Here is a 21,489-nt window from a genome sequence, read left to right on the forward strand (position 1 = left end):
TCCTACAATGTCTGTTTTTATTTTTGCTCCAAATAGAAATAGATATGCTTCGATTATTCTTTACTTTGGGTGTTATCTTTTGCTGCTTTGCCGGGTATGGGAAAACAGCACGGAACCTGTCTTATTATATAGAGTTTGCAAAGACTAGCAGTCCGCTTCTCCACGATTACAAGGGGCGCATCGAAATACAGCAAATGGAGGAACAGCGTTTAAAGGCTGTTTACATTCGCTCTAAATTGGAATTGAATGGAGAATTCCTTTTTGTTCCGATTATTTCAAAGGACGGAGGAAAAACGTCTTTTCTTTGGAATGCGCAAAACGGAACAGACTATTACGGATATGATTTAGGTGAAAGCAGCGGTCATTTGTATGCAGGCTTTACATGGACACAGCCTTTGCTGGGAGGCGGTTTGTATGAGGCTTCCAGAAAGCAGACAGAGATACAGGCCGCTATCCAGTCAAATAATATGCGCCTGGAAAAGCATCAGTTGGAGCGTACTGTCACAGAACAATATCTTCTTTGTTTGTTGGACAAAAGTCTGGTTGGATTAGCCGACAGTGTGCGCAGAGTTTTGCAGCAACAAGAACTTATTGTCCAAGAACTGGTGCAAGATGGAATATTGCGGCAGTCCGACCTGCATCTGCTTGCTATAGAGAAAGCTGCGAATTACGATCTGAAAACGGCCTCATGGCAATCTTATTGTACGCATCTGTCAGATTTAAACATACTCTGTGGAATAACAGACACTGCAAAAGTTGAATTGGATGCAGTTTGTCTGTTTCCTGAAATAAAAAATAATCCTATTTCTTTATTTTTAGAACAATACAGGTTGGACAGTCTGAATGTGGCTGCGAATCTGCGTGTCTTTAAGTTGCAGTATAAGCCGAGGCTTAACTTATTTGTCAATGGGGGACTGCAGGTGAGCAATTATACCCATGTATACCGTCATCTGGGCTGGAATGCCGGCCTGACTTTCTCGTGGACAATTTTTGACGGGCGGCAGAAACGCTGGCAAGAGCAGCAGATGCAGGTGCAAATGCGAACTATTTCTGCATATAAGGCACATGAACGGTTTCAAAATGAAGAACACAAGAAAAAATGCCTGTCGGAAATGCAGCTGTATGGCGAAAGGTTGAACGCTCTGTGCGGGCAATTGTCTGAATACGATACAGTACTGGTCAATTATCTGAAAGAAATACGAGCCGGGCAACGTTCTGTTGTGGACTATATCACCGTGCTGAGAAATAAAATTCAGGCGGAGCGCGACTATGTGACGTTGCAGACAAACCGTCAGCTGCTGATTGCTGCGTATAATTATTGGAACTGGTAAAAAACATGCGATATGAAAATAAAGAATTTAGTTCTTCTGATTGCTTTCTGCCTTGTTTCTTGCAATAATCAAACCGAAAAGGACGATCCTGTTTCCATGCCTGCCGTTGCTGTCACTTTGACTCATGTCGTTTATGGAAATATTTCCAGCGACATCGTTTTGTCGGCTACGACTGCCTATTTGAGTAAATCAGTTGTTGCCGCTCCGATTGCCGGATACATAATAAAAACGTATGTGCAGGCGGGAGACAAAGTAAAAAGCGGAGAACCTTTGTATGAACTGGAAAGCAAGGAGCAGCACACCCTTTCATCTGCAGGTATGCCGCCGATAACCGTCTGTGCCGGACAAGACGGTATCTTACTTGATGTGTTTCGGCAGAAAGGGGATTATGTGCCAGAAGGCACGGAATTGTGTACGCTGGCAGACTCGGGAAGCCTTGTTTTCTTGTTGAACGTGCCTTATGAGTTTTCTGGGTTTGTTGCTCCCGGAGCTGTTTGTACCCTGGAACTTTCTGATGAGACTCATTTGCGGGCGACGGTTGGCGGTCCGCTGGCCTCAATGGACACTTTTTCACAGACGCAACCGGTTGTAGCGCATGCGGATGTATCGTTTCTGCCCGAAGGCATGCATGCAAAGGCTGTGATACGTACCGATGAGAAAGGCTTGCACATGCTGTTGCCCAAAGGTGCCGTACAGAGTGATGAAAGTCTTTCCTCTCATTGGGTTATGAAACTTCTGAGTGACAGTATGGCTGTTCGGGTTCCTGTGAAAACAGGGGACAGCCGTAACGGCAGTATAGAGGTTGAGGGACCGTTGAGCCCGGATGACCGCATTGTGCTGACCGGAGGCTATGCGTTGCCGGACAGCAGCAAAATCATTGTCAGCCATGAATAAGAAAGGACTTCACCAGCTTTATGCCAAGCCCATCCTTTTTGTAGGATTGCTGCTTCTGTTAGCGGGCGTTTACAGTTACATGCAGATGCAGACCAGCTTGTTTCCGGAAGTGCTGTTTCCGCGTATCACGGTCATAGCCGATGCCGGGCAGCAGCCGGTCGACCGCATGATGATCACTGTTACCAAGCCGTTGGAGAGTGCTGTCAAGAAGGTGCCGGGCACAACGGTAGTGAAAAGCAGCACTTCGCGCGGCAGTTGCGTCATTGATGTGTATTTTCAATGGGGGCTGGACATTTACGCGCTGAAAACGCAACTGGAGAGCAGGATCAACGAGATAAAAAGTTTTCTTCCCGCAGGCACGGTCATTTCTACGGAGGCAATGAACCAGTCGCTCTTTCCCGTTTATGGCTTTACGCTTGAAAGCAGGACACATAGTCGGATTGCTCTCCGTGATGTAGGGAATCTGGTTGTCCGGCCGATGTTTTCACAGGTAGACGGCATCAGCAATGTAGTAGTCCGCGGCGGCAAGGCGAAAGAGTTTGTAGTGAAGCCGGATGCTGTGAAGATGTCTGCATTGGGCATTACTCCATCATTGATAAAGGCGGCCTTTGAGCAAACCAATTTTGTGCTGGGAAACGGCAATGTCGCTGATTACGGCCGGCTCTATCTTTCGTTGACCGATACGCGCATCCATGATCTGGAAGATCTGAAAAATACCGTTATCCGTAATGACGGCAAGCGCGTCATTCGTCTCTGTGACTTTGCTGATGTAGAAATACAGGAGCAGCAGGAATTCTTGAAGATCAATGCAGATGGAAATGACGCCGTATTGATTGATCTGGTGAAGCAGCCTGGGGTAAACCTGCTGACATTTGCCCGAAGTGTGGAGCTAAAGGCCGAAGAGATACGCGGCCAGCTTCCTGAAGGTTATGAACTGAAGCCTTACTATAACCAGAGTGCTTTTGTGGGCGACAGTATCCAGGGCGTGTTGCGGACGATTTATGAAGGACTTTTTCTTGCCCTTGTGGTGATGGTGCTGTTCTTGCGTTCGTGGCGGTCGAGTTTGGCGGTGATGCTTACCATTCCCGTAACGGTAGCCTTCAGTATTCTGCTGTGCTATCTGGCAGGCATTGGCATCAACGTGATGTCGCTTGGCGCGATGGCAGCATCTGTGGGACTGATAATCGACGATGCCATCGTTATCATCGAGCAGATATACCGTGAGCACGAAGAACATCCCGGCAGCGACCGCTTCGCCGTTGTACGCCATGCCATCCGCGATCTTTTTCCGGCGATGGTGGCATCGTCGCTGGCAACGATCGTCATTCACTTCCCTTTCCGTCTGATGAGCGGACTGGCCGGCAGTTTTTTCAAGGAACTGTCTGATACGATGCAGCTCACGATGGTGGCATCTTTCCTTGTGACATGGCTGCTGTTGCCTGTGCTCTACCTGCTTGTTGGATACCGGGAGAAATTGCGCCCGCGGGTGCTGGATGCCAAAGAGCTGGAAGAATCTTCCATACGCAAGGTGCATTTCCTTACCTGTTTATACAGGAAACCGGCCGTTGCCTTCTGTTTTGTGCTCTTGCTGATTGGCGGCGGCTGGTATGCTTCCACACAATTGCCTTCGGGCTTTCTTCCCGATCTGGATGAGGGGACCATCGTGCTCGATTATCACTCTCCGTCTGGTACGGACATTGAGGAAACCGACAGGTTGTGCCGTCAGATGGAGCGCATTATATTGGCCCATCCCGATGTGGAAACCTATTCGCGTCGTACTGCCCTTGGCATGTCATTCAAGACACGTCCCACAAATTTTGGCGATTACCTTATCCAGTTGAAGAAAGACCGCAGGAAATCCACGCCTGAAGTTATCAGCGACTTGCGCCGCAGTCTTTCTCAGGCCGTTCCGGCAATGACTATCGACTTCGGCCAGCGTATCGCTGATCTCTTGGGAGATCTGATGAGTACGCCGAAGCCTGTTGAAGTGAAGCTGTTCGGCGACGATTATGCTATGCTGCAACGTTTGGCAGCCCAGGCAGAAGAAGTCATGCAGTCGGTTCCCGGTGTGGTAGACATAGATGACGGCCTGGTGCCTGCCGGCGCTTCGCTGGTATTCATCCCTGACGAGGAACGGCTTTCGCAATTCGGCATATCCTTGACAGATTTCCAGGAGCAGCTTGCGATTTATACGGGCGGCATTCCCTTGTGCCAGACGGAAGGGATGATAGAGCCGAATCCTGCGCAGGCATCTTTGACGGGCGGACTGCAAATCGGCTCTGTGCAGGACGGCGAGCAGATGCGCCGCATCCTTTTGCGCTTTACCGATTTTGCCGACAATTCGCCCGAACTTTTGCAAAGGCAGCTCATTTTTTTGCCCGATGGCTCCACACGTCCGCTGTCGTTCTTCTGCGATGTGCAGGTTGTTCCCGGCGAAATAGAGCAACGGCGTGAGGACCTGAAAAGCAACGTCACTTTGACGGCCCGGCTGGAGAACCGTGATTTGGGAAGCGCCGTTGATGAGGTCAGGCTGGCTCTTGGGAAACGACTGAAACTGCCGCCCGGCTACAGCATTGCTTTCGGCGGAGCATATGCCGAGCAGCAAAAGTCGTTTCATGAACTGGCGATGATTCTGAGTCTGGCCACTCTGCTTGTTTTTGCGGTGCTCATGTTTCTGCTGCGCGAATGGCGGTTGTCGCTGGCTGTGCTGACGGTATCATTGACGGGTATCTGCGGTTGCCTGCTGGCCCTGTGGATTACCGGCGTGCCACTGAATGTCAGCAGCTATACGGGCATCATCATGATTGTGGGCATCTTGGCGGAGAATGCCATATTCACGGTATGGCAATACAGGATGAACCGGCGGAGAGGAGGTACGGTGGAAGAATCTGTTGATTACGCTATCGCTCTGCGCATACGTCCCAAACTGATGACTGCTATCGGAGCTGTCCTTGCCTTGATGCCGCTTGCTCTGGGATGGGGAATGGGAGCACAGATGCAGCAGCCCCTGGCTGTGGCGGTGATTGGCGGATTTGTGGCAGGGCTGCCTTTGCTGCTGATGGTGCTGCCGGCACTGATGCGGAAAATTCATAGGTGAAATGCCCTTCTTCAAAATTCCTACAAAATTTCGCGTTATTTTTGCCGGATATAATATTTTTGTAGATAAAAATGTCCTTTAGCCGGCTGAAGGGGAAACGGCTTTCTCTGACAAAGGCCCTTCCGTCGTCGTTGAAATGCCTGTCTTTAACTTAGAGATATGTATCTTTAAGCTGGAGATATAGATCTCCAGGCTGGAGATGCATATCTTTAGGCTAGAGATAAAGATTTCGACGAATGGCATCCGGTTTTTGTCGGCTTTCCGCCGTGTTTCAGGCTGCGGACTTTTTATTGGCTAAACTGCATACATGCATGAAAAAATAAAGTCCCTGAACCTGGGACTGGCACATCTTTGAGATAGATATAAATATTATGTGGAAATACTATGCACTGCTGTCTGCCTTCTTTGCCGCGCTGACTGCTGTCTTTGCCAAAGTGGGCGTAAGGGAAATCAATTCAGATCTGGCCACTGCTGTCCGCACTACGGTCGTTTTGCTGCTGACATGGGGCATCGTGCTGTTCGGTTCGCATGCAGGAGAGATAAAGGATATACCGCGCCATGCGTGGCTGTTCCTGATATTGAGCGGAGCGGCGACGGGCTTGTCGTGGCTGTTCTACTTCAAGGCATTGCAGACGGGCGACGTTTCGCGCGTGGCACCGATAGACAAACTGAGTGTCGTGATAACCATCTGCCTTTCGTTTCTGTTTCTGAGAGAGCCTGTCAGCCTGCGGGTTGTGGCAGGTGCACTGCTGATTACGGGCGGAAGCATTTTAATGTTAGTCAAATGAAACTGCTGATAATAGAAGACGAACTGGAACTCTCGGCCAGTATTGTGGCTTACCTCAGTTCCGAAAATTATGTGTGTGAACAGGCGTTTACGTATGACGATGCGCTGGAAAAGGTGAATCTTTATGATTACGACTGTGTGCTGCTTGACCTGATGCTGCCCGGCGGAAACGGACTGGACATTTTGCAGGAGATCAGGAAGAACCGGAATTCCGTTGGGGTTATTATCGTGTCCACCAAAGACTCGCTGGACGACAAGGTGAAAGGGCTGGAGATCGGCGCGGACGACTATCTGGCCAAGCCTTTCCACTTGCCCGAGCTCTCGATGCGCATCTATGCCATTATCCGCCGCAGGGAATTTGCGGCAAGCAATCTGTTGCGCAGCAACGGCATTGAAATCAATCTGCCTGCCAAGTATGTATGTGTCGGAGGACGGCCCGTTGTACTGACGCGGATGGAATATGAACTGCTGTTGTTTTTCATAGGCAACCGGAACAAGGTGGTGTCGAAGGCTTCTATGGCTGAACATCTCAGCGGCGACATGGCGGATATGCTGGACAATCACGATTTCGTTTATACGCACATCAAGAATTTGAAAGCGAAATTGGCGGAAGCGGGGGTGCGTGACTGCATCAAAAATGTGTATGGGACCGGATATAAGTGGCTGGAGAGATGAAGAAGTGGAGCCTTTCGCGGAAGATGCTGACGCAGTTTGTCGTCTGCATGGCGGTGTTGCTGCTGCTTGCCACACCGTTGTTTTATTTTCTGACGAAGCATTATTATGCCGAAGATATGATAGACATTGTCGATGCTGTGGGCCAGGGCAAGCCTATTCCTCCTCTTGATCTGGAGCAGGATATCATGCAGGGCGTGATGATACAGTTCGGCGTGATAGTGTTTGTGCTGGCAGTTTCGACTGTGCTGACCGTGCGGTTTATTTCCCGGCGGCTGTGGAAACCGTTTGACGAAACCTTGCGGCGGATCGAAAGTTTCCGTCTGGAAGACGGTGTCCTGCCGGTGCTGGCTGACAGCGATGTCGCTGAATTCATCCGTCTTAACCATGCCTTGCAGACTCTGATGCAGAACAGTCTGGCCAGCTACCGCACGCAAAAAGAGTTCACAGAGAATGCTTCGCATGAGTTGCAGACTCCGCTTGCAGTTTTTCAGAGCAAGCTTGACCTCCTGCTCCAGCAGCCCGGACTTACCCGGCAGCAGGCCGAACTGATGCAGGGCTTGTATGAAACGTCCAATCGTCTTGCCCGTCTGAACCGTAACCTGCTTCTGCTGGCCAAGATAGACAACCACCAGTACGGACAGATGGAGGAGATAAATCTCGGAGATTTTCTTGACGAGCTGCTTCCGTCGCTCGAAATCTTGTCGGGGAGCATTGTCCTTCATAAAGATTTCCGGAACATGCTGACTGTATGCGCCAACCGGACATTGCTTGAAAGCCTTGTAAACAACTTGGTTGTGAATGCGGTCCGGCACAACCGCCCGAACGGAGAAATCACGCTTGCCGTAGCCGGCAGGCAGCTGATCCTGTCAAACACTTCAGACGAGCCTGCATTGGACAGCCGGCAGATATTCAACCGATTCTACCGTCCTTCGGAAAAGACGAAAGGTAGCGGGCTGGGACTTGCCATTGTAAAAGCCGTTTGCGAGTATCACGGATGGATGGTAGGCTATCAGTATAAGGAAGGGAAGCATTGCTTCATGGTCAGTTTTTAAGATGGTAGTCTGCAAAACCCGGCATCCGTTTGCTGCCTGTTTTTCCGCTTTCTAGCGCAACGCAATGGCGTAACTTCAAAATTATCACAAACTTCAAGACGTATTTTTGCTGCCATAACATTAAAAGATAAAGACTATGGCATTGCAAGAAAAATTGGAATCGCAAGGCAACTGGTTGTTCCGTCGCCGGAGCCTTTTGCCGCTCGCTGTATTGTTGGCGGGTATTTGGGTACTTCTGTTTACGGTCCGCACTGTCGGAACTGTATTTTCAACAGTCCTTCCTTATTGGCAAGTATACGAATGTCTGTGCCTTGCGGTAAGTCTGGCAGGAACCTGGATCCGCATTTATACCGTAGGACATACTCCCGTAGGCACTTCGGGCAGGAATACAGCCGGACAAGTGGCAGACAGTCTGAATACGACTGGCATTTATTCGGTTGTAAGGCATCCGTTGTATCTGGGGAATTTTTTGATGTGGCTCGGCATTGCCTTGCTGACCTGCAATATCGGTTTCGTCACAGCGTTCATATTAGGCTATTGGATCTATTATGAGCGTATCATGTATGCGGAAGAACAGTTTCTTCGCCGGAAATTTGGCGACACTTACTTGCATTGGGCTGAGCAGACTCCGGCTTTTCTGTCCCGCTTTAACCGTTTCAAGCCGTCTGGACTGCCGTTTTCATGGAAAAAGGTGGCTAAAAAAGAAAAAAACGGTGTGTTTGCTCTTTTCCTGCTATTCAGCCTGTTCGATTTTATTGTTGCTTGGTAGGCTCCGTCTGTTTCTGTCAATTTCGGTCTGCTGGTCATGACGGTTGCAAGCGGCATCGGATATGTGGTGCTGAAATATATCAAGAAACATACGAAGCTTCTTGACGAGCAGGGCCGGTAAACAGGTATGGCAGGAGATGAAAGCGTTATTCTTCTTTGTCCTGACCTGCTGGTATATGCCGTGTGCGGCATACACCGTAACCGGACATATCAGGGAACAGAAAACGGAACGGCCGATGGAGTTTGCGGATGTTGCTCTTTATCGGGCGGCGGACAGTGTGCTGGTTGCTGGATCCGTGGCAGACTCGGAAGGATGTTTTGCGTTCGGTTCGGTGGCTGCGGGACGCTATTATGTGAAGTATGGTTTTATGGGCTATGAAACGCGCTGTTCGCCGGCGTTTGCAGTCGGGAAACAGCGTGTTGCGGATTTAGGCACATTCTATCTTTTCCGGTCTTCCGAGCGGTTGGAGAAAGTGGTAGTGGAGGCACGTTGGCCTACGTATGTGCAGCGCATTGACAAACGAGTCTTTTATGCAGGTGAAGATCTGATGAGCGTGTCCGGCTCTGTCAGCGATCTGATGCGTGACATCCCCTCGGTGCAAGTGGATATGGAGGGTAATTGGCCAGAATACTGGCTACCAGGGAGTACGCTACCGTAATGATGATGAGAATGTCAAGCAGTGGGAGGCGGTAATTGCCATATTCCAAATGTGAATAAAAGGGAATCAAGGTACTGCCCAGGATTTTGCATTATGGCAAGGGTTCTGTTGCATCTAAAATTTTCTCGGTGTTTTGAATGAACTCATTTATTGCATCAATAACATCTATATCACTTCTTTCAGCCAAAACAATCAGCCACCAGATGCATTCGCCTATTTTGCTCCGTAAGATATTCTTATCGTCTTGATTGGGCCAACGGTTCTGAATGGACATTATATTCCTTCCTACCAGCGAAGCGTCAGTTATAAATGCTAAGGCATCTTCAGTCAGATTCCATTTTTCGCCATGAAGCGTGACTTCTAGCTTATGGTATTTATTGCGGATTGCCATTGACCGCTCTACAATGTTTTGCAAATTGTGATTTGTATCCATTACATTCAATTTTAAAATCTAACAAGGGAAGCCGGACAAAGGTTTGCAATATGAGCTAAATACTATTGTTTTGACAGCAGATTTTGCTTCTCATCATAGTTGTCATATTTCCTTCTGTCCATTTTGGGAAGGCAACAATGGAAAGGAACAGACCGGTTAAGGAAAAAGGAATCCATAGAATGCCATACAGTTTGGCGATGGAGTTAGTCTAATATCAACTGACTACTGCGCATTTTCCTTGAAGAACTTGTGGTTCAGGTATGGAAATCATTTATGGTTTTAATGACTGCCATGACGGAAATGATGAAAAACTTCTGTTATAGGTGCGAGAGCATCGTTTATAAAAAGTTATCCCCTGTGCTTTTTTCTAAAATCAGTAGGGTTGCAGCCTTTGTATTTCTTGAATAGCTTGTTCAAATGGCTTTCATCTGTGAATCCCAATTCTTCTACTATTTCGTTGATTCTCATTTCGCTGTGCAAAAGCCTGCTTTCCACCATTTTCATTTTATAGTTGAAGATATATTGCTGCATGGTTTCATTGGTCTGCTTTTTGAAGTATCTCCCAAGGTAATTAGGCGAAATTCCAAAATGTTGGCTTATCGTTCTGGCCTTTATTTTTTCGGGGAAACAGATGTTGGACTGAATGTATTGTAAAATGTTCAGTGACTTATCTTCCGAGTTTTCATCTATTTGTTCCGGCAGGAATAGGGCAATGTTACGGGCGACAATGATGACAATCGTGTTGATTAATTGCGTAATAATTTCACTGCTGTATATGTTTCTGTTCACATATTCACGGATAATCGCTTCTATCATGGGCTTGACCAGCAATTTGTCGGTTTGGTTGCGCAAAATGCAGCCGGGGCGATGGTTGGCGTGTTGCAGTATAAATTCTAGTCGCCGGATGTTTTCTGTTCCCAAAACAGCCGAATGAATGTAGATGTCATTGAATTTTATATATACGAACTTTGTGGTAGTGTGAATGTCGAATGAATGTGTATCTCCGGGAGTAATCATGAAAAGATGTCCGTCGTGATAAAGGAATTTGTTGTTGTTTATCCACTGGACACCTGTTCCCGATAATATATAGACCAGTTCGAAAAAAGTATGGTCATGCTCTTGTAGTTGCGACTCGTCCAGTTCGCTGAAACTGATTTCAAACGGTTGGTGCAGATTCTCTCTTTTCATCTGATGTAATTTGCTGTTTGCTGTAAAGATACAAATAAAGAGAAAAAGAATACAGATCTTATCGCATGGATATGTATAACTTTGCCGGAAATAGAAGGATAGTAGTAACTTTTATCATGATTGGATATGAAAACAGAATTGGAAAAATGCTTGTCGGGCGAATGGTACGACTGCCACGCTCCCGTATTTATGGAGTTCAAAAGAAAAACGCATGAGCTGTTGCTGAAATACAATGCATTGCCGTATGATTGTAAAGAAGAAAAGTATGCGCTGTTGAAGGAAATGTTTGAAAGTATTTTTTATGTGCGACTATGGCTGTAACATCAGCATAGGAAACAATGTCAGCATAAACACCGGATGTACTTTTGTGGATTGCAATAAAATCACAATCGGAAACAATGTGCTGATAGCTCCGAATGTACAAATTTATACGGCTACTCATCCGGTGGAACTGAACAAACGCTTAGAACCTGTAGAAAAACAAAATGAGATCGAATATATCCGCCACACGTATGCTTTGCCTGTTACTGTTGAAGACGGCTGTTGGATTGGCGGTGGAGTCATTATCCTGCCAGGTGTTGTTATCGGCCGGGGAAGTGTTATCGGGGCAGGAAGTGTTGTCGTTAAATCGATTCCGGCAAATAGTCTTGCCGTGGGAAACCCCTGTAAGGTAATTCGGAAAATCAATCTTTCAATATAGCCATGATTAAATTGGTTGCTTTTGATCTGGACGGCACAATAGGCAACACTTTGCCGATGTGCATACGGGCCTTTAAGGAAGCTGTACAGCCATATGCTTTGCATGAATTGTCGGACGAGGAGGTAGTACAGACTTTTGGACTGAACGAAGAAGGCATGATAAGGCGTGTTGTCGGCGAAGCACACCGCCAACAGGCACTGCATGATTTTTATGTAATTTATGAGGAATTGCATAAAACAATGTGTCCGAAGCCTTTTGAGGGAGTGCGTGAACTGATAGCCTTACTGAAGCAAAAGGGTATTATAGTGGCGCTTGTTACTGGAAAGGGGACAAAGAGCTGTGATATTACACTGCGGCAATTTGATATGGAAACGTGTTTTGCAAAGATTTTTACCGGAAGTGCTGAAAGAAATGTCAAGTCGGAAGCCTTGGATGAGATGTTGCATACCTATCATTTGTCAGCAGATGAAATCGTATATATTGGAGATACGGTTTCGGACATAGAAGAGTGCCGGAAAGCGAAAGTGAAATGTTTGTCTGCCGCATGGGGGATTTCACAGGGCGAAGCTTTAGAGCATCATAATGCGAATAATGTCTTCCGTTCCGTATCGTCCATATCCAGCTTTCTCTTATCTTGAATAAAGTTGCTGGTAATTGTAGATTTTAACGGCTCTAAGGATATGAAAACTTGTTGGCGGAATTAAGGGCCTGATAACAATATTACTTTATTGGAAAATTTAAACTCTAAGCAGGCTAGTGCTTGATTCTGCCAATAGGTAAGGCCGGTATCAGTTTTTGGTTTAACTCTTGGTTTAACTTTAGAGTGACAAACCAACGTATAAACACGAAAAAAGCGATTACCTGTTTTAGATAACCGCTTGATTTTCTGGTGATCCGCTTGGGGCTCGAACCCAAGACCCCAACATTAAAAGTGTTGTGCTCTACCTGCTGAGCTAGCGAATCAAACCCTCTTGCTGTCATTTCTGATAGCGTGTGCAAAGGTAGGGACTTTGTTGCAAACTGCCAAATTTTATCATTGTTTTTTATGTGCTTTTGTTATTTTCCTGATGTATTTAAACCTAAATCTGTCGAAACAGGACCGCATTTGTTGTTGCTCATGCTTTACTTCCCTTCTTTTACGGCTTTCTGGTAGCAGCGTCTGCATAAAGGTTCGTATTCCTCCTGTTCTCCCAATAAGACACGTTTGTCATTTTTTACGGTACGGTGCGACAGATAGGCCAGATTGCCGCATTTGACGCATATGGCGTGAACCTTTGTCACTTCATCAGCGATGGCACAAAGGGCAGGTATTGGTCCGAAAGGTATTCCTTTGTAATCCATATCCAGCCCAGCCACTATAACCCGGATTCCTTGGTTGGCGAGTTCGTTGCATACATGTACAAGTCCGTCATCGAAGAATTGCGCTTCATCTATTCCGACGACATCAATTTCTGAGGTGAACAGCAGGATACTTCCTGATGATTCGATGGGAGTAGAGTGGATGGTGTTGTTGTCGTGTGACACCACGTCTTGTTCCGAATACCGGGTGTCGATTGCAGGTTTGAATATTTCAACTCGCTGGTGGGCGAATTTCGCACGTTTCAGACGCCGGATAAGTTCTTCAGTCTTGCCAGAGAACATTGAGCCGCAAATAACTTCAATGCGTCCTCTGCTGGCTGTTTCTTCTTTCATATCTTCTGTAAACAGATTCATTGTATTTTGATTTTTATGCTGCAAAAATACAATTTAACTCTGAATTATAAAGAATTTCAGCTTGTCATGTTTCAGAAAAGTGAAAGGTGAAACATCTGTTAAATATTAGCCGATTTTCATTGATGGATGCATTTTCTTTTTACCTTTGTTCTATAAGACTAGTTTTAGCTATGGGTAGATTATATGTAGTGCCCACTCCGGTGGGAAATCTTGAGGACATAACTTTGCGTGCCATTCGGGTGTTGAAAGAGGCTGATTTGATTTTGGCTGAGGATACTCGCACGTCGGGTATTCTTTTGAAGCATTATGGGATCAAGAACGCCATGCAGTCGCATCACAAGTTCAATGAGCACCAGACGGTTGAAGGGATTGTCAGTCGGATTAAAGGCGGAGAGAATGTAGCCTTGATTTCGGATGCAGGAACGCCTGCCATTTCAGATCCCGGTTTCTTGATCGTGCGTGAGTGTGTAAGAAACGGAGTTGACGTGCAGTGTCTTCCCGGTGCCACAGCATTTGTGCCGGCATTGGTGTCTTCGGGATTGCCGGACGAGCGTTTCTGCTTTGAAGGATTTCTTCCTCAGAAAAAAGGGCGCATGACTCGTCTTAATGCTTTGAAAGATGAAACCCGGACGATGGTCTTTTACGAATCGCCCTATCGTTTGGTAAAGACACTTTCACAGTTTGCCGAATATTTTGGCATGGAGCGGCCGGTGGCTGTTTGCAGGGAAATTTCCAAGGTGCATGAAGAATGTGTCAGGGGATCGCTGCAAGAAGTTATTGCGCATTTTCAGGAAAAAGAACCTAAAGGTGAAATTGTCATAATTGTAGGTGGTAAAGAAGACTAATTATAAATTCATAAAAACTGAAGTCTATGAAAAAGATTGTGTTATCTGTATGCTGTATGGCCGCACTGTTGGCTTCGTGCAACAATATGGGGCAGAATAAGGATGCGTTACAGGCGCAGAACGACTCGCTGATGCTTGAACTTTCGAACAGAGATGCTGAGCTGGATGAAATTATGGGATCTTTCAATGAAATTCAAGAGGGATTCCGTGAAATCAATGAAGCGGAGAATCGTGTGGATTTACAGGGTGGCACATTGGAGAGCCAGTCGTCGGCTGATAAGATTAAAGAGGATATCCGTTTTATCAGTGACAAGCTGAAGTCCAACCGTGAGCAGATAGCTAAACTGGAGGAACAGCTCAAGAACAGCAATTATCAGTCGGCACAGCTGCGCAAGGCTATCAAGAATCTGACCGCTGAACTGAATGCCAAGCAGCAGCAAATCGAAACGCTCCAGGCTGAACTGGCTTCTAAGAACATCCGTATCGCTGAACTTGATGAAGCGGTGATGGATTTGAACAAGAATGTAGATGAACTTAGTGCAGAGAATGAAGCGAAAGCTAAAACGGTTGAGGCTCAGGACAAGGCACTTAACACTGCATGGTATGTGTTCGGTACAAAATCTGAGTTGAAAGACCAGAAGATTCTCAAGCGCGGCGATGTGTTGAAAGACAATGAGTTCAACAAGGATTATTTTACTCAAATCGATATCCGCAAGGATAAAGAAATCAAATTGTATTCCAAACGTGCCGAGTTGTTGACCACTCACCCTGTGGGTTCGTACGAGCTGGTTAAGGACGATAAGAACCAGTTGACGCTTAAGATTACGAATCCCAGCGCTTTTTGGAGTGTGTCAAGGTATCTGGTAATTCAAGTTCGCTGATTATTGGACGTTTCTGAAGATCAGGAAGAAATAGAGTTTTGTATTGAGTGAGGGTCCGGCATGAGTCGGACTCTTTCTTTTGACCCTTACGTGTCGTATCGCGCTTTGTCGCATTGTGTTCTGTGGCAGATGCCGGAACTGTAATCGAAAGCCGGCACGACCAGAGGTGGCTGTAAAAAATAAACTTACCCAAGAATCTTGCGTTTGCAATCTTGGGTAAGTTTGATATTGGTATGCGGGCATGTTGCGGCATGCCCTTTTGAGTGTTAATAGCCCTGGTTTTGTTTCAAGGAACCTTTAGAAACATTGATTTCTGCTTGAGGTATCGGCAAAACAGTGCGGTAATCATCATATGTGATTTCTCCTGCATACGGATTGTTTACAGACTTTTTGTTTCGCCACATATCCCATGCCATGTGTCCTTCGCCATTCAGTTCCAAACGACGTTCGTCTAGAATTTCATCCAAAGTAACGTTGGATACATCCGAATAGCTTTCGATTCGTTTCTCGCGCAGCTGATTGATGTATGAGGCTGCGTTTCCGGAATTTGCTTTCAATGCTGCCTCTGCTGCAATCAGGTACATTTCCGACAGGCGGATAACCTTTGGGTTATTCACGTAAATCTCTCCGTTACGTCCCGGGTACTTTTGCGAGAAAGTGCCGGTAATGTTTCCATCCTGTTCTGTTGCCGCGATGGTGCTGCGGATATCATCCGAGTGTTCATTCAGGAAGGTCTGGAAACTTGTGCTCAGTGCTGCTTCTGCATAGCCCTCTGCGTGGGTATAGTACCCCAGCGAATTGCGTTGAGGGTTGTAGAGAGAGGTTACTTGAATCTCCAGAATGCTTTCTGACGTATATTCGCTGCTCCATGCGCCTGCATAGTCATCTCTTTCATAGAGAGAATATACGCCTGAATTGATTACATCCTCGGCATCCTGAAGGGCGAGAGAATTGTAGTCTGTTCCTCCGCAATTGTCCATGTACAGGTACACGCGGGCGCGCAGTGCAAGAGCTCCCCAATAGTTTATGTGACCATTGTTGGCAGCTGTTGCCGACTGAAGATAGTTCAAGGCTGTACCTAAATCGCTGATAATCGTTTCGTAAGTCGTTTTCAGGCTTGAGCGTGTTCCTATATAGTCAGAGTCATGCGTTTCCAGTGAGAGTACGATTCCCGGTTCGGTTTCCCAATTGTCTACCGTAGAGGGGAGTCTGGCGAACAGGCGGGCCAGATCAAAATGAAACAAAGCTCTCAGTGCATAAAGTTCGCCCAACTGCGTATTTATGTCATCTCCTTCAAGTCCTGCTTCTTTCACTCCTTCCAGCACTTTGTTGATGCGTGCAATGGAAAGATAGAACCGTTTATAGAAGTTGTCTGCCGAAACGCTTCCTGAAGGAGTGGCCTGATACCTGGATACATCGGTTGCCTGATTATTGTTTCCGAGGCACTGGTAGTCGCTTCCCTTCATATCTGCGTAGAGAGTGAAGTCGCCGGCATAACTTCCCCTGTAGTTCGATCCGTTGTCTATGGCGTTTGTCTGGCTTTCGTAGACTCCGTTTACAGCATATACCAGGTCATCGTAGCTCTGAATGGCAGTCGAAGATTCCCATGAATTGGAGGGTTCTTTGTCAAGCACATCGCAGGACACGGTGGCCAGTCCCAGTGCGAATGCCGCTATATAATGTAATTTCTTCATTGTTCGTTGTTTTTTTAAAGTTCAATATTAATACCGAATACGCAACTTTTCAACTGAGGTGTATCAGCCTGACGATATCCGTTGATGGCAACATCCGGATCCACATGCTTGGTCTTTGCCCAAATCATGGCAAGGTTGTTGGCACGGAAATATACGCGCAGGCGATTGATGTATTTCTTGGAAATCGGGATGTTGTAGCCCACTGTCAGTTCGCGCAGGCGGATGTTGTCTGTCGACTTGATGTGGCGGCTTGAGAACTGGTCTGAACGTCCGGTTGCAGCTCCTCCGTAAACAGGTTTCGGATTGTCTACAACATCTCCCGGCTGGGTCCAGTAGTTTCCGGCCACATCAGCTTCGGGCACCATTGAACCGAGGCGGTATCCGTCGTGGTGTGAGAAATAGCTCGGATAATCAAACATGTCACCTCCAAACTGATACGTGATCAGGAATGAAAGATCGAAATCTTTGTAGGTAAACGTATTGGTCATACCACCCATTACATCAGGCAATGCTTTTCCGACAATGCCCCACTGAGCCTCACTGTAGTTGGTTGTAGAACCTTTCGAATGGTCATTCGGGTCAATCCAGAATTCTCCCAGTCCTGTTTCCGGGTTTACGCCCTTCCATTCCGGCAAGTAGAAGCTGTACATAGACTCGCCTTCGCGGTGCATATACATCTGTCCGTCACCGTACTGGATGTCTTCTCCATCCGGAAGCTTTTCTACGATACTGCGCTGATAAGTCAGGTTGAAGTTGGTGTTCCAGGTAAAGTCTTTGTGGATGATGTTCTTGGAGTTAATTTCGATTTCTACACCATCATTCTTCAGTTCACCCAAGTTGTCCCATTTGCTGGAGAAGCCGGTTACGTATGAAGTGGGGACATTGAAGAGCAAATCGGTTGTTTTCTTCAGATAATATTCAGCGCTTAAAGTTACGCGGTTGAACATGTTCCACTCGAATCCTACGTTCAGGTTTTTTGATTTTTCCCATGTCAGCGTTTCGTTCGGCAACTGATACCAGTAGATTGCCGGATTGTTTCCGTATCCGGAACCTACATACAGGTCTTTGTAGCCATAGTAGTCGGTCGGCAGATTGCCGTTTGTTCCGTATGAAAGTTTCAGCTTGAAGTCTGTAAACAAAGGCATGTCTTCCATGAATCCTTCCTTGCTCAGGCGCCATGCTCCAGAAATAGACCAGAAGTTGGCCCAGCGGTTGTCTTTGCTCAAGCGTGAAGATCCGTCACGACGGAAGCTTCCAGACAGATAATACTTGTCGTCAAAGTTATAGTTCACATTGCCGAAGTAAGACAGCATGCCCGAACCATATGTGCTGCTGGATGCTTGTGAAGGCTGTCCGTTAGACAATTCAGGCAGATGGTTTGAGTAGTTCTGCGCCACTGTTACGATAGACAGCAGGTTCTGGTTCTCCAATTCAAATCCCAACAGAACAGACAAGTTGTGCTTCTCCTTGAAAGTGTCCGTATAAGTTAAAGTGTTTGAGCTGGTCAGCGTAGAGTTTTCAAATGTATAGCGGCTACCCATACCTCCTACAGATGCTCCGTTAACTCCGTCGCGGTCCCAATATTCGAAATGCTTGTTATCGATATAGTCGTATCCGAAAACCGAGCGGAAGAATATTTTGTCGAGGAAATGCAGGCTCAGTTCGGCGTTGGTCATGCTGCGGAACATCTTGCTTTGAATCCATTCCATAGCAGTGTCGCTATCCTTGCCTCCTAACATCAGGTGGGGGTTGCTTACCTGTCCGTAACCTGCGTTTTCGTTGTAGGTCCCGTCTTCGTTCTTTACGGGTGCTGTCGGATCCATCGCAAACAAGATACCTAGCGGAGAACTTGTTCCGAGTCCTTGCGCCTGGTCGTTTTGATCACGGAATCCGTTCTGTGTCGTTGATGCGATCATCTGTTTTACAGAGAAATCAGCCCAGTCTGTAATTTTCTGGTCTACATTGATTCTGCCCGAAATACGTTGGAAATCACTTCCCAGTACGATACCTTCGCTTTTGTTGTAACCGAATCCGGCGTAGAATCTGGTGCTTTGGTTACCTCCGTTCAGCGATACTTGGTGATTTTGAGTAACTGCCGTGCGGTAGATTTCATCCTTCCAGTTCGTGCTGTATTTTCCGGTTGTGTCGTACAGGAAATCACCGACTCCTACATTCTGTGTCGGATCTCCGTTGTAAGTGTCTGCTGCTGTGTATGCGGCATTCTTGTCTGTAAATCCTTCATGCTCCATGTAGTAGTTGGCTACGGCTTCGCGTACATAATTCTTGTAGTCTGTAGCGTTCATCATCTCGAACTGGTTGACAGCCATTTTGTTCCAGCCCACTTCTCCATTGTATGATACGCGGGTTTTTCCTTCCTTTCCGCTCTTTGTTGTGATGATTACCACGCCGTTGGCTGCGCGCGAACCATACAGAGAAGCGGCAGCTGCATCTTTCAGGATGGTCATGCTTTCGATATCGTCCGGATTCAGCGTGCTCAATACGCTTTGTGACTTTCCGTAATAGCTCATGTCATTGTCCGATTTCATTATCACTCCGTCGATGACATAAAGCGGAGTGGTAGAACCGTTGATAGAGCCTACACCGCGGATATTCATTTCACCCATGGATCCCGGGTCGCCAGTAGCTGATGCAATGCGGACACCAGTTACTTTTCCGCTGAGTGCTTTGTCGATAGATTCGCGTGATCCTGATGTTATTTGGTCGGCATGGATGTTGGTTGCTGACCCTGTAAACGAGGACTTCTTTGCAGTGCCGTACGCTACCACCATTACTTCGTCCAGCACCTCTGAATCCGATTTCAGCACTACGTTCACAACCGGCTTGATATCAACTTCCTGCGTCTGCAACCCGATGAACGAAATGATCAAAGTACCGGCCGAACTGAAAAATAGTGTATATTGCTGGAATACAGCATTTTGCTTCTGCCGTGAAGAGCTGGCATTTCTATTGAAAGTCAGTCTGGAAAGATATCCATGGAAGCGTTGGTACGCATGTCTTCTACCCATTTCTTTGCGTATTTCAGACAAAGAAAGAGCAACTCGTTGATTTCGTTTTCGCATGTGCTTTGTGCACTTTTGGACCATTTCTGTTTCTGTTCTTCGTCAGACTATATGCTTGCTTGAAACAGGTTAAACGTTGCAATTAATTTTATTCGTTATCTTGACTAAAAGACCGCGGTCTTTCACTTAAAATTACCCGTCATCTTAATCAAGATTACCCGTTATTTTAAATTGCAGATTGCACTCATTCAAATCATGCTTGACAAATTCATCGAATTCAAAACGATTCCTTTATATTGTTTGCCGTTGCATTCTATTTTCAAATGCGCCGGCTCGAAGTTTTAGAATTTACATTTCTTCAAGTCATTGACAATTGTTCCCGAAAATATTTCGCCGTAACCTTGGGTCGTCTTTACATTGCGATGTCCCAACAGCTTCTGCACCGTTGTTATCTGCGCTCCCAAGTAAATCAACAAAGTTGCATTCGTATGGCGGGCCGTGTGGAAGGAGAAATGCTTACCGAGTTTCGCAAGTCCTGCTATGCCCGCAAGATCTTTATTTACAGAAGAATTCAGTTTCAGATTGAAAAAAGAATTGAGTTTGTTTCTGTATCTGTACAATATATCGGCTGCCTTTCCGTTGAAAAGCAAATACAATGGTATGCTGACCTCCGTGCCTGTCTTGACAGTTTTAAATTTCAGCCAAAGTTTTCCGTTCAGCCGGATAATGTTGTTGGCTGAAAGATGCGTAAAATCAGAGTATCTGAGTCCGGTATAGCAACAAAAAAGAAAAGCATCGCGTGAATGTTCCAACTTTTGATTTTTTCCTGCCAGTTCGAGATTCTCTATCCGCTTCAATTCATCGGGCAATAGAAATGTGTGTCTGCTAGCGCCCGTTTTGATGACATATTTTTTAAAAGGATAACTTCCTTGGCTCATATAGTTCCGTTTGATTGCTTCGTTTACAATGCTGCACAAATGGCGCATGTGTTTGGCTATAGTGTTAATGCCATAAGCCTTTTCCTTTTGCATGAAACATTCGAAATTCTGGAGAAAATTATAGGTAATGTCATCAAACGAAGCTGAAGGGGCGAATTGCTCCAGTACATCCAATGTGGTCAGGATATTCTTTTTCGTGCTTTCTTTTTTCATTGAGTTCTCTACCCATTTTCTACCGAATCCGGCAAACAAGTTTGAATCGTCATTGATATCGCTCGGGCTTTGCTTAAAAAACGAGAGCGAAACAGGCATTCCTTTCTTCCATAGTTCAAGTTCTTTCCACTGCAATTTCAGAATCATTTCGTCAAGCATTCTGTTGAGTTCCTCCATTTGCGGATGTGAAACGATTTCCTTCTTTTTATTGTCCCATTGAAAGGGAAATACATAAATGTGCGTCGAAATGTAAACTTTGCTTTTGTTCAAATATAATTCAACCTGAATCAGTGCTTTACCTTGTGCGTTTAACTTCTTTTTACGATTGAATACCAAGCGGTAGCTTATTTTGTCCATAATGATATTGATTAAAAAAATAGGGTTGAAAAAAGATAAAAACAACGGATATACAATGGTTTTATTTATAAATTAAAAGTTAATGTTCAAATAGTTCATGCAGACACAATATTTGCGCCAAATAATTTTATATGCAAGAAATATTCACTGTAAAACGTGTATTTGGAAGAAAAATTGCGATAAAAGTGTTAAAAAGCAGTTTTTTGAATACATTCCTTGGAAAATGGTACAAAAGTCTGAAAAT

Annotated in this window: 17 protein-coding genes, 1 tRNA gene and 1 pseudogene; 12 read left to right on the top strand and 7 right to left on the bottom strand. The window is 46.0% G+C overall.

The annotated features are described in order from the left end of the window. Positions 1–44 precede the first annotated feature (44 nt). From QUW60_RS13405 to QUW60_RS13440, 8 genes are all read left to right on the top strand, one after another. Positions 45–1,331: a TolC family protein gene (locus tag QUW60_RS13405; protein WP_289561083.1), complete on the top strand. Its 1,287-nt coding sequence runs from the start codon at positions 45–47 to the stop codon at positions 1,329–1,331. Positions 1,332–1,343: 12 nt separating this feature from the next. After that, complete coding sequence (locus tag QUW60_RS13410; RefSeq protein WP_289561085.1) at positions 1,344–2,225, top strand: efflux RND transporter periplasmic adaptor subunit; 882 nt, start codon at positions 1,344–1,346, stop codon at positions 2,223–2,225. Then, positions 2,218–5,322, top strand: a complete 3,105-nt coding sequence (locus QUW60_RS13415) for an efflux RND transporter permease subunit (RefSeq protein WP_289561087.1) — start codon at positions 2,218–2,220, stop codon at positions 5,320–5,322. Before QUW60_RS13410 ends, QUW60_RS13415 begins: the two co-directional genes overlap by 8 nt. A gap of 371 nt (positions 5,323–5,693) precedes the next feature. After that, positions 5,694–6,110, top strand: a complete 417-nt coding sequence (locus tag QUW60_RS13420) for an EamA family transporter (protein WP_258338255.1) — start codon at positions 5,694–5,696, stop codon at positions 6,108–6,110. Beyond that, the gene (locus tag QUW60_RS13425; RefSeq protein WP_289561089.1) at positions 6,107–6,784 is read left to right on the top strand and encodes a response regulator transcription factor; all 678 of its coding nucleotides are present in this window, start codon (positions 6,107–6,109) and stop codon (positions 6,782–6,784) included. Before QUW60_RS13420 ends, QUW60_RS13425 begins: the two co-directional genes overlap by 4 nt. Further along, on the top strand, positions 6,781–7,836 hold the full coding sequence (locus QUW60_RS13430; RefSeq protein WP_289561091.1) for a sensor histidine kinase: 1,056 nt from the start codon (positions 6,781–6,783) through the stop codon (positions 7,834–7,836). The genes QUW60_RS13425 and QUW60_RS13430 overlap by 4 nt, the downstream gene beginning before the upstream one ends. A 136-nt stretch (positions 7,837–7,972) precedes the next feature. Then, positions 7,973–8,605 carry a methyltransferase family protein gene (locus QUW60_RS13435; protein ID WP_289561093.1) on the top strand — a complete coding sequence of 211 codons (633 nt, stop codon included), beginning with the start codon at positions 7,973–7,975 and terminating at the stop codon, positions 8,603–8,605. A gap of 136 nt (positions 8,606–8,741) precedes the next feature. After that, positions 8,742–9,263, top strand: coding sequence for a carboxypeptidase regulatory-like domain-containing protein (locus tag QUW60_RS13440; RefSeq protein ID WP_289561095.1), 522 nt, complete (start codon positions 8,742–8,744; stop codon positions 9,261–9,263). 91 nt (positions 9,264–9,354) lie between these two features. Here QUW60_RS13440 and QUW60_RS13445 read toward each other — a convergent pair whose 3' ends face one another. Both QUW60_RS13445 and QUW60_RS13450 read right to left on the bottom strand, forming a co-directional pair. Beyond that, entirely contained in the window at positions 9,355–9,696 is a 342-nt protein-coding gene (locus tag QUW60_RS13445) for a nucleoside triphosphate pyrophosphohydrolase family protein (protein WP_289561096.1), read from the bottom strand. A 348-nt stretch (positions 9,697–10,044) separates the two neighbouring features. Then, positions 10,045–10,884: an AraC family transcriptional regulator gene (locus QUW60_RS13450; RefSeq protein ID WP_289561097.1), complete on the bottom strand. Its 840-nt coding sequence runs from the start codon at positions 10,882–10,884 to the stop codon at positions 10,045–10,047. Between the two features lie 126 nt (positions 10,885–11,010). Between QUW60_RS13450 and QUW60_RS13455 the strand changes: the two are divergent. Both QUW60_RS13455 and QUW60_RS13460 read left to right on the top strand, forming a co-directional pair. Then, positions 11,011–11,584, top strand: a pseudogene (locus tag QUW60_RS13455) (sugar O-acetyltransferase). A 2-nt stretch (positions 11,585–11,586) separates the two neighbouring features. After that, positions 11,587–12,222 (top strand): HAD family hydrolase, encoded by a 636-nt coding sequence (locus tag QUW60_RS13460; protein WP_258338263.1) that lies wholly within the window; start codon positions 11,587–11,589, stop codon positions 12,220–12,222. Positions 12,223–12,471: 249 nt separating this feature from the next. Here QUW60_RS13460 and QUW60_RS13465 read toward each other — a convergent pair. Further along, positions 12,472–12,547 (bottom strand) — tRNA-Lys (locus QUW60_RS13465). Positions 12,548–12,706: 159 nt separating this feature from the next. Further along, positions 12,707–13,297: a thymidine kinase gene (locus QUW60_RS13470; protein ID WP_258338264.1), complete on the bottom strand. Its 591-nt coding sequence runs from the start codon at positions 13,295–13,297 to the stop codon at positions 12,707–12,709. Positions 13,298–13,467: 170 nt separating this feature from the next. Between QUW60_RS13470 and rsmI the strand changes: the two genes are divergently transcribed. Together rsmI and QUW60_RS13480 are read left to right on the top strand one after the other, a co-directional pair. After that, entirely contained in the window at positions 13,468–14,142 is a 675-nt protein-coding gene (gene rsmI, locus QUW60_RS13475; protein ID WP_258338265.1) for a 16S rRNA (cytidine(1402)-2'-O)-methyltransferase, read from the top strand. Positions 14,143–14,168: 26 nt separating this feature from the next. Continuing rightward, positions 14,169–15,023, top strand: coding sequence for a Cbp1 family collagen-binding glycoprotein adhesin (locus QUW60_RS13480; RefSeq protein ID WP_258338266.1), 855 nt, complete (start codon positions 14,169–14,171; stop codon positions 15,021–15,023). A 266-nt stretch (positions 15,024–15,289) separates the two neighbouring features. On the opposite strand, the gene QUW60_RS13485 is transcribed toward QUW60_RS13480, so the two are convergent. The 3 genes from QUW60_RS13485 to QUW60_RS13495 form a co-directional block, all read right to left on the bottom strand. Next, the gene (locus QUW60_RS13485) at positions 15,290–16,717 is read right to left on the bottom strand and encodes a RagB/SusD family nutrient uptake outer membrane protein (protein ID WP_289561100.1); all 1,428 of its coding nucleotides are present in this window, start codon (positions 16,715–16,717) and stop codon (positions 15,290–15,292) included. Positions 16,718–16,731: 14 nt separating this feature from the next. After that, positions 16,732–19,743, bottom strand: coding sequence for a SusC/RagA family TonB-linked outer membrane protein (locus QUW60_RS13490; protein ID WP_289561101.1), 3,012 nt, complete (start codon positions 19,741–19,743; stop codon positions 16,732–16,734). 335 nt (positions 19,744–20,078) lie between these two features. Next, a complete protein-coding gene (locus tag QUW60_RS13495; protein ID WP_289561102.1) occupies positions 20,079–21,245 on the bottom strand; it encodes a site-specific integrase in 1,167 nt (388 codons plus the stop codon). Between the last annotated feature and the right edge of the window lie 244 nt (positions 21,246–21,489).

Origin of the sequence: Bacteroides gallinaceum, from assembly GCF_030373775.1 — a bacterium.
In the GTDB taxonomy this organism is placed as follows: Bacteria; Bacteroidota; Bacteroidia; order Bacteroidales; family Bacteroidaceae; genus Phocaeicola; species Phocaeicola excrementipullorum.